6 protein-coding genes and 2 pseudogenes are annotated in these 9,915 nt (G+C 45.3%); 7 read left to right on the forward strand and 1 reads right to left on the reverse strand.

Annotated elements, in window-relative coordinates; genetic code table 11:
- The 4 genes from LC574_RS10945 to LC574_RS10960 form a co-directional block, all read left to right on the forward strand.
- Window positions 1-256: hypothetical protein (locus LC574_RS10945; protein ID WP_229453553.1), on the forward strand; the 256-nt coding region annotated here is incomplete at its 5' end.
- A gap of 490 nt (window positions 257-746) precedes the next feature.
- Window positions 747-977, forward strand: coding sequence for a NifU family protein (locus LC574_RS10950; protein WP_069069965.1), 231 nt, complete (start codon window positions 747-749; stop codon window positions 975-977).
- A gap of 77 nt (window positions 978-1,054) precedes the next feature.
- A complete protein-coding gene (locus tag LC574_RS10955) occupies window positions 1,055-3,289 on the forward strand; it encodes a glycoside hydrolase (RefSeq protein ID WP_229453550.1) in 2,235 nt (744 codons plus the stop codon).
- A 31-nt stretch (window positions 3,290-3,320) separates the two neighbouring features.
- Window positions 3,321-3,800: a hypothetical protein gene (locus LC574_RS10960; protein WP_229453551.1), complete on the forward strand. Its 480-nt coding sequence runs from the start codon at window positions 3,321-3,323 to the stop codon at window positions 3,798-3,800.
- A 537-nt stretch (window positions 3,801-4,337) separates the two neighbouring features.
- Here the strand turns inward: LC574_RS10960 and LC574_RS10965 are convergent.
- Window positions 4,338-4,499 carry a hypothetical protein gene (locus LC574_RS10965; RefSeq protein ID WP_229453552.1) on the reverse strand — a complete coding sequence of 54 codons (162 nt, stop codon included), beginning with the start codon at window positions 4,497-4,499 and terminating at the stop codon, window positions 4,338-4,340.
- A 306-nt stretch (window positions 4,500-4,805) separates the two neighbouring features.
- On the opposite strand from LC574_RS10965, the gene LC574_RS37940 reads away from it, so the two are divergent.
- From LC574_RS37940 to LC574_RS10985, 3 genes and pseudogenes are all read left to right on the forward strand, one after another.
- Window positions 4,806-7,316, forward strand: a complete 2,511-nt coding sequence (locus LC574_RS37940) for a hypothetical protein (protein ID WP_267871490.1) — start codon at window positions 4,806-4,808, stop codon at window positions 7,314-7,316.
- A 33-nt stretch (window positions 7,317-7,349) separates the two neighbouring features.
- Window positions 7,350-7,850, forward strand: a pseudogene (locus LC574_RS10980) (pyruvate:ferredoxin (flavodoxin) oxidoreductase); the annotation flags it as partial.
- Between the two features lie 837 nt (window positions 7,851-8,687).
- A pseudogene (locus LC574_RS10985) lies at window positions 8,688-9,915 on the forward strand (hypothetical protein); the annotation flags it as partial.

Genomic DNA, 9,915 nt, shown 5'->3' on the forward strand with positions numbered 1-9,915 from the left:
CAAGAAAAATCAGCAGCTATTGACTGCTAACCTGGAACTGGCAAAACTCCGAAATACACTGTTTCCGCTAATTGGCGGGCTAGCTAATGTCAGTTCGCTGGTAATCATCTGGCTAGGGGCGGCGCGGTACATTTTTATAGTCTGGGCGAAGGACTTGGTTCAACAGTCACATTCACCGTACCACTATATCAACAACCAGTTATGGTTTCATCTAATGATGGCGACTCAACAAACAGTGCTGAATGTTAGTCATTAGTCATTGGTCACTAGTCATTAGTCATTTGGAAGATTACCAGTACTGGGTTTTGAGTTTTAAACTTTAAATTTTTTTAGCAATTATTATTTAATAAGCATATTGGGCATGGGGTATTGGGAAAAAACTTTCCTTGTCCTCACCTCCTGGCGTTCTCTTCAGGACTTTAACCGCTAAAGTAGAGTAGGAGGGCTTGCACGATAAATTGTTCAGCTAATCTAATATGAAGTTGCTAAAATCAGCAGTGGTTTAGTCGAAAGTCATTAAAAACTGACTGACACCTGACAATCTAGCGGCAATTAGATTTAGGATCGATTTAAGAAAGCTGGAAAACAAAATTTTGGATAATGGTTAATGAGTAACCGCGCATAGGCCACAGAAATCATTATTATTCAATGCCCAATGCCCCATACTTCGGCTTCGCTCAGTACAAGTGCCCCATGCCCAATGCCCCATTCCCAATCCCCATCATTAACTTAGCAGGTCTAAAACTATGGAACTCACAATCGACAACGTTGAAACAGTCTTAGATGAAATGCGCCCTTATCTCATGTCTGATGGCGGCAATGTGGAACTCGTAGAACTCGATGGGCCTATTGTAAAACTGCGCTTGCAAGGTGCGTGTGGTTCTTGTCCCAGTTCTGCAATGACTCTGAGAATGGGTATTGAACGCCGCTTAAAGGAAATGATTCCCGAAATTGCAGAAATTGAACAAGTCGTGTAAAAGTTAGGAGTTAGAAGTTAGGAGTTATGAGTTTGAATCAACTCCTAACTCCTCATTCTTAACTCCTAACTATTCCTATGTCTCATCCTCTTTACATCGCTTTTATCTGGCATCAACATCAGCCGCTGTACAAATCTCCTGGCAGCGGCGTTTCGCTATCTTCTAGTCAGCAGTACAGGCTTCCTTGGGTACGTTTGCATGGAACTAAAGATTATTTGGATTTGGTATTGCTCTTAGAGCGGTATCCTAAGTTACACCAAACGGTGAATTTAGTTCCATCGCTGATATTGCAATTAGAAGATTATATTGCTGGCACTGCTTTTGACCCTTACCTCACAGCCAGCTTGACACCGGATGAACAACTCACCCAGCAACAGCGCGAATTTATTATCCAGCACTTTTTCGATGCCAATCACCATACTCTGATTGACCCTCATCCCCGTTATGCCGAGTTGTACCAGCAAAGGCAGGAAAAAGGACAAGCTTGGTGTTTAGCAAATTGGGAATTGCCAGATTATGGTGATTTGCTAGCTTGGCACAATTTGACTTGGATCGATCCTCTGTTTTGGGATGACCCAGAAATTGCTACTTGGTTAAAACAGGGTCGGAATTTTACTTTAAGCGATCGCCAGCGCATTTATTCCAAACAGCGAGAAATTCTCAGGCGCATTATCCCCCAACATCGCAAAATGCAGGAGGCGGGGCAGCTAGAAGTTACCACCACGCCTTACACTCACCCGATTTTACCCTTGCTAGCTGATACTAACTCTGGTCGGGTGGCTGTGCCTAATATGACACTACCTAAGCAGCGTTTTCAGTGGTCAGAAGATATTCCCCGCCACTTGCGGAAAGCTTGGAACTTTTATAAAGACCGCTTTGGACAGATACCTCGTGGTTTATGGCCTTCGGAACAATCAGTAAGTCCGGCAATCCTTCCAGATATTATTAACCAAGGATTTAAGTGGATATGCTCAGATGAAGCCGTGTTGGGGTGGACGCTGAAACACTTTTTCCATCGGGATGGGGCGGGGAATGTGCAGCAACCAGAACTGTTGTATCGACCCTATCGCCTGCAAATCGCCGAGGGTGACTTGTCAATTGTGTTTCGTGACCACAGATTATCAGATTTGATTGGCTTTACTTATAGCGCGATGCCAGCAAAAAAGGCAGCAGCAGATTTAGTGGGACATTTGCAAGCGATCGCTAAAATGCAAAGAGAAAGTCAAAGTGAACAACCTTGGCTAGTTACCATCGCCTTGGATGGGGAGAATTGCTGGGAATTTTATCCCCAAGATGGGAAACCCTTCTTAGAAGCTTTATATCAAAGTTTGAGCGATGAACCCCACCTCAAACTCGTCACCGTCTCCGAATTTCTGGAAGAATTTCCAGCCACAGCCACCATTCCCGGAGGACAACTACATAGTGGTTCTTGGGTGGATGGCAGTTTCACCACTTGGATCGGCGATCCCGCCAAAAATCGTGCTTGGGATTACTTGACACAAGCAAGGGAAATGCTCGCAAGTCATCCTGAAGCGACGGAAGAAAACAACCCCGAAGCATGGGAAGCGTTGTATGCCGCAGAGGGTTCAGACTGGTTTTGGTGGTTTGGTGCAGGACACTCCTCAAATCAGGATGCCATCTTTGATCAATTGTTTCGAGAACACTTGTTTGGCATTTACAAAGCGTTAAATGAACCTGTACCGCCCTATCTCAAGCAACCAGTAGAAATCCACGAAGCGCAGAGAAACCATACCCCACAAGGGTTTATTCATCCCGTCATCGATGGTAAGGGTGATGAACAAGATTGGGATAAAGCTGGACGTATAGAAATTGGCGGGGCGCGGGGGACGATGCACAATAGCAGTGTCATCCAGCGACTTTGGTATGGGGTGGATCACCTCAATTTCTATTTGCGGCTGGACTTTAAAAGTGGCGCTGCACCAGGGCAAGATTTGCCAGCAGAGTTGAATTTGCTGTGGTTCTATCCAGAAAAAACAATGGTTAACAGCCCAGTTCCTTTGGCAGATTTACCAGATGCAGCCCCACTTAATTACCTTTTCCACCATCTTCTAGAAATTAACTTGCTGACGCAATCGATTCAGTTTCGGGAAGCTGGAGACAATTATCAGTGGCATCCCCGTTTCAGTCGCGCTCAAGTAGCTTTAAATAGTTGTTTAGAGTTGGCAGTACCGTGGGCAGATTTACAAGTTCCGCCAGATTATCCTTTGCGCCTGATTTTGGTGCTTGCAGATGAAGGGCGTTTTTGCAACTATTTGCCAGAAAATGCTTTGATTCCTATTGAGGTGCCTTAGTACAGCTTTGCGTAAAATCGTAGCGTTTTTAATGCAAGGGGACGCATTGGCATTGTCAGCCGATGCATTAGTATTGTCAACCGATGCGTTGGCATTGTCAACCGATGCGTTGGCATTGTCAGCCGATGCGTTGGCATTGTCAGCCGATGCATTGGCATTGTCAGCCGATGCATTGGCATTGTCAGCCGATGCGTTGGCATTGTCAGCCGATGCATTGGCATTGTCAGCCGATGCATTGGCATTGTCAACCGATGCATTGGCATTGTCAACCGATGCATTGGCATTGTCAGTCGATGCATTGGCATTGCAGGGTATTGCCAAATTTAATTCGCTACGAATTAATGAAATGCTGTACTTAGAACTCAATAGGTTTGGTGTTATACGATTTCGCAAAATACCTACTAGTGTCAAGCTAACTTTGCTTGGGTTAAATAACGTAGACGCACGGCTTGCCGCAGGCTACCGCTCCAAACATAGAGAACACAGAGAGAAAGATTCTAAAACTTGGTAAATCAACTTTTTATTTCTCTCTTTTCCTTCTTCCTTTGCGTCCTTTGCGTCCTTCTCTAACGAGACGCACTCGCGTTTGCGGTTCGTTCCTTTACCCCAATACGGTTCAGTTAGAGCTAAAAACCTGATTTTGCGTAGGTTGGGTTGAGGAACGAAACCCAACATTCTCTCGGCTTTGTTGGGTAACACTTACGCTCTACCCAACCTTGTATCTTAGAAGAAGTGGTAGACCGTCCCAACCTTGGTCATAATAGACCGTACAGTGCACGGGTCACCACAACGAGATAATTTGCCTTGGTGCATTTCTGACAATTTTAAACCAATTGTTAACGCGTAAGGCTTGCAAACGTTTTTATACTTTCTATTAGCCCTTTAGCCGATGGCACAGCATCTCTACTGATGCGATCGCATGACTTGGGTAAATTTTTCATGTCTTTTTTTGCCTCCACGGGAAATCCAGCAACTGAGGAAGATTCGGCGGCGAAGCGGAGTGTAGGCGTGCGGGCTGTGATTATCTAGACTACAAGTCACAAGTCTTCTAGCCCGTACCAGACACCGCCGAATCTAGCGCAGCGTTCCTCAGTTGCGTCAATCCTCCCACCTCCGGTTTTTTGTTAACGATCGCTTGACTTTTAAGACAGTCGCTATTGACAAGATTTAGATATTCATCAGAAGATTTAAGTGATTTAACGGTTATCAAAGTAATTTTTGCCTACAAAGTCAAATCTGTTGACTAGCTAACACCAAAAGACCGCTATCAATACAACTGGTAATTGTAAGCCTTGTAATTCGTGATTAAATTTCCTAATTACGAATTACGTAGCTTGCTTGTTGCCTGCATACGAGTATTAGGAATTACGAATTACAAAGGGGACGCTACACGAAGGCAGGTTTCAAAACTGGAATTTTTTGTGAGTCCGCGCAGGCAAAAAGACTTTGTGTAGCCGCCAATTCCATTTACCAAGGCTCTCGACTTCCTAAATCACTACCAATACATAAGAAAATCATGGTTAATTCATCATTGAATCTCTCAGACCTCAACGGCGCTAACGGCTTCGCGATCAACGGTATCAATGCTGGTGACGGCTTTGGCGATTCTGTCAGCAGTGCCGGAGATGTCAACTCAGACGGCATCGCTGACCTGATTATCGGGGCACCTTATGCCGACCCCAACGGCATCTCGTCGGGGCAGAGCTACGTGGTATTTGGCAAGAGCACAGGATGGAGCGCCACTCTCAATCTGTCTGACCTCAACGGCGCTAACGGCTTCGCGATCAACGGCATCGCGGCGGGTGACTGGTCAGGCAGTTCTGTCAGCAGTGCCGGAGATGTCAACTCAGACGGCATCGCTGACCTGATTATTGGGGCACTATTTGCCGGCGGCCCCAACAGACCCAATTCAGGGCAGAGCTACGTGGTATTTGGCAAGAGCACAGGATGGAGCGCCACTCTCAATCTGTCTGACCTCAACGGCGCTAACGGCTTTGCTATCAACGGCATCAATGTTGCTGACTTTTCAGGCCGTTCTGTTAGCAGTGCCGGAGATGTCAACTCAGACGGCATCGCTGACTTGATTATCGGAGCATTTCAAGGCGACCCCAACGGCGACGATTCTGGGCAGAGCTACGTGGTATTTGGCAAGAGCACAGGTTTTAGCGCCACTCTCAACCTTTCTGACCTCAACGGCGCTAACGGCTTTGCTATCAACGGCATCGCGGCGGATGACGGCTCTGGCTTTTCTGTCAGCAGTGCCGGAGATGTCAACTCAGACGGCATCGCTGACCTAATTATCGGAGCACTATCTGCCTCCCCCAACGGCACCGATTCAGGACAGAGCTACGTGGTATTTGGCAAGAGCACAGGATGGAGCGCCACTCTCAACCTGTCTGACCTCAATGGCGCTAACGGCTTCGCGATCAACGGCATCGCGGTGGGTGACAGATCAGGCTATTCTGTCAGTAGTGCCGGAGATGTCAACGACGATGGCATCGCTGACCTGATTATCGGGGCACCAGATGCCTCCCCCAACGGCACCTACGTGGTATTTGGCAAGAGCACAGGATGGAGCGCCACTCTCAATCTGTCTGACCTCAACGGCGCTAACGGCTTCGCGATCAACGGCATCAATGCTGGTGACGGCTATTCTGTCAGTAGTGCCAAAGATGTCAACGACGATGGCATCGCTGACCTGATTATCGGGACAAGTAACCGTGACTCTACTGAGCAGAGCTACGTGGTATTTGGCAAGAGCACAGGATGGAGCGCCACTCTCAATCTCTCTGACCTCAACGGCGCTAACGGCTTCGCTGGCATCGCGGTGGGTAACGAACCAGACGTTTCTGTCAGTAGTGCCGGAGATGTCAACAACGACGGCATCAGTGACCTGATTATCGGGACACCTGGAGGCTTCCTCAACGGCGACAGTCCAGGGCAGACCTACGTGGTATTTGGGGGGAAGAATATAGGTAGGGGCAGCACCATTAACCTGATTGGAACTGCTGGTACAGATACTCTTTTTGGCACAAATAGCAACAATCTCATCGATGGCAAAACTGGTAACGATACCCTGACAGGCAATGGTGGTCAAGATAAGTTTGTGATTCGCTATGGCGATGGCAATGACATCATCACCGATTTTGGTGGTGTAGGTAAAGGCATAAATCCAACAGCAGCAGTGATTGCCAATGTTGACACTTTGAAATTTACAGGTTCGGGATTGACTGCTCGAAATCTACTGTTGACTCCTGATGGCAACAACTTGGAAGTCACCTTTGAAAATGCGGCTAATACCAAAGTTACACTGCAAAACTTCCTCTTAGAAAACCTGGATAACCTGCCAGCAAATTCTTCAACACCTGCACAGGGCAATATAGAGTTTGATGGGCAAACCAGCATCGCCGACAGCTTTGATGTGATTAATTCTAACTCTACTCAAACTAGCATTTTCAACAAAAACACTGTTACTTTCCTCAATGAATTAAACAATAACATCGTGGGTTTTGATCAATCCAATGATGTGATTAATGGTCAAGGGGGTAACGACATCATTAATGGCTTGAGTGGCAATGACTTGTTGCGGGGCGGGTCAGGCGATGATATTCTCATCGGTGGAGAGGGCAATGATACTCTTGTGGGTGGTGTAGGCAATGATATTCTCGTTGGTGGTGTAGGTGCTGACAGATTCCTTTACAACACCGATGCTGCTTTTGCCCTAACTGCTATTGGTGTAGATGCCATTACTGACTTCAACAGTTCCCAAGGTGATAAGATTATCCTAGATCGAACTACTTTTAGTGCTATTACCTCTGCTGTGGGAACGGGTTTTAATAACTTGAGTGATTTTGAAGTCACTAATTTAGCGGGGACTAGCACGGCGAAAATTGTCTACAATCCCGTGAGTGGGCAGTTGTTCTACAACCCTAATGGTAACGCAGCTGGTTTTGGCAGTGGTGGTTTATTTGCAACTCTAACTGGTGCGCCAACTCTGGCCGCATCAGATTTTGTCTTGCAAGCATAATTCCGACAAAACACCGAGTTCCAGGCTTAGAACTCGCCATAAGCAGCAGTTGCTAAATATGCCGCCAGTGGCAAGCCTGCACCGAAGAAAGACTTAGGGATGATTGCCATGACCTACGGAAATGTCTACGTAGCGAGTGTAGCCCTTGGCGCTAGAGATGAACATACCCTGAAAGCATTTCTGGAAGCAGAAGCTTATGATGGGCCATCAATAATTATTGCTTACAGCCACTGCATCGCCCACGGCATTAATATGACCACAGGGATGAATCATCAGAAAACTTTGGTAGAATCAGGTCGTTGGTTGCTGTATCGGCATAATCCAGAGTTGCTCCTCCAGGGTAAAAATCCATTGCAATTGGATATGCGATCGCCTCAGCAATCTGTAGAAGATTCGATGTATCAAGAAAATCGCTTCAAAATGCTTACTAAGAGTAAACCCGACGTAGCCAAGCACTTGTTAGAACAAGCGCAAGCCGAGGTAGATACACGTTGGCAGATGTACCAATATCTCGCAAAGCGCGATATTCTCTAAACATTATACCATTTCACTTTAATGATACAAATACGCTCTTTTGGGGCATGGCAATGCCATGCCCCTACGATAAATCTATATGTATCAGGATTTTCGTGAATTGGTATTAGCCCTGATTTTCGTTATAAACATTGCAATTTTAGTAACTGAAGTCGCAATTTTCGTTATAAAATAATCATTTTGGTTACTAAAATCGTTATTTTCGTTACAAACATTATAATTTTCGTTACAAAATAATCATTTTAGTTACTAAAGTCGTTATTTTCGTTACAAACATTATAATTTTCGTTATAAAATAACCATTTTGGTTATGAAAGCCATTATTTTCGTTAATAACGCTGTGGTTTAAGTTGTGTTGAACCCAGACTTGAGCCAACAAACGCACAAATATTGGGTTTCGTTCCTCAACTCAAGTTATAAAAATAGTGCCATGTCTACGACGGGCTACGCGTACACAAAAACTTGACTTGGCACGTCATAAAATTAACTCTCAGTTTACCAGAATTTCACCCAGCCTATTGACAATATTTAGATATTCATCAGAGTATTTAAGTGGTTTAACGGTTATCAAAGTAATTTTTGTTTACAAAGTTAAATCCGTTGACTAGCTAATATCAAAAGACCGCTATCAATACAACTCGTAATTGTAAGCCTTGTAACTCGTGATTAAATTTCCTAATTACGAATTACGAATTACAAACGGGACGCTGGGCGATGGCAGGTTTGAAAACGGGAATTTTTTGTAAGTTTGTGCAGGCTTTTTCGTGTTTGTCTAGCCGCGAATTCCATTGACCAAGCCTCACGAATGCTCAATCACTACAAACACAGGAGAAAATCATGGCTAATTTATCATTCAATTTCGTTAACGTCTCCGACTTGAATGGCACTAATGGCTTTATAATTAACGGCATTACAGAAGTTGCAGAATCTGACGGCTCAGGCTACTCAGTCAGCAATGGGGGGGACATCAACAACGATGGCATTGACGACCTGATTATTGGGGCAGATGGTGCCGACCCCAACGGCATCTCTGGTGCTAGGCAAAGCTATGTAGTGTTTGGGGGGAAGAACATCGGCAGTGGCAGCACGATTAAGCTAACGGGAACTGCCTCAGCAGACACTCTCATCGGTACAATTGGGAACAACATCATCGACGGCAAAGCTGATAACGATACCCTGACAGGCAACGGTGGTCAAGATAAGTTTGTATTTCGCCCTGGCGATCGCAATGACATCATCACCGATTTTGGTGGCGTTGGTGAAGGCTCAAACCCATCATCGGCTGTAATTGCCAATGTTGATACGCTGCAATTTACCGGTTCGGGATTGACTGCCAAAAATCTGCAACTAACTCCAATAGGCAACAACTTAGAAGTCACCTTTGAAAATGTGGCATCTACCAAAGTAACTCTGCAAAACTTCCTCTTAGAAAACCTGGATAACCTGCCAGAAACTGATTCAACGCCAGCTATTGGCAATATAGAGTTTGATGGACAAACAAGCATCACCGACAGCTTTGATGTAATTAATGCCAACTCTACTCAAACTAGCATTTTCAACAAAAACACTGTCACCTTCCTGAATGAATTAAACAATAACATCGCAGGTTTTGACAACTCAGATGATGTGATTAATGGTCAAGGAGGTAATGACATCATTAATGGCTTCAGTGGCAATGACTTGTTGCGAGGCGGGTCAGGCGATGATATTCTCATCGGTGGATTCGGTAATGATACTCTTGTGGGTGGATTCGGCAATGATATTCTCGTTGGTGGTGTAGGTGCTGACAGATTCTTTTACAACACCGATGCTGCTTTTGCCCTGACTGCTATTGGTGTAGATGCCATTACTGACTTCAACAGTTCCCAAGCTGACAAGATTGTACTGGATCAAACTACTTTTAGTGCGATTACCTCTTCTGCGGGAACGGGTTTTAATAACTTGAGTGATTTTGAAGTGACTAATTTAGCGGGGACTAGCACGGCGAAAATTGTCTACAATCCCGTGAGTGGGCAGTTGTTCTACAACCCTAATGGCAACGCAGCTAGTTTTGGCAGTGGTGGTT

It is taken from the genome of Nostoc sp. CHAB 5715 (genome assembly GCF_020829685.1).
Lineage (GTDB): Bacteria > Cyanobacteriota > Cyanobacteriia > Cyanobacteriales > Nostocaceae > Nostoc.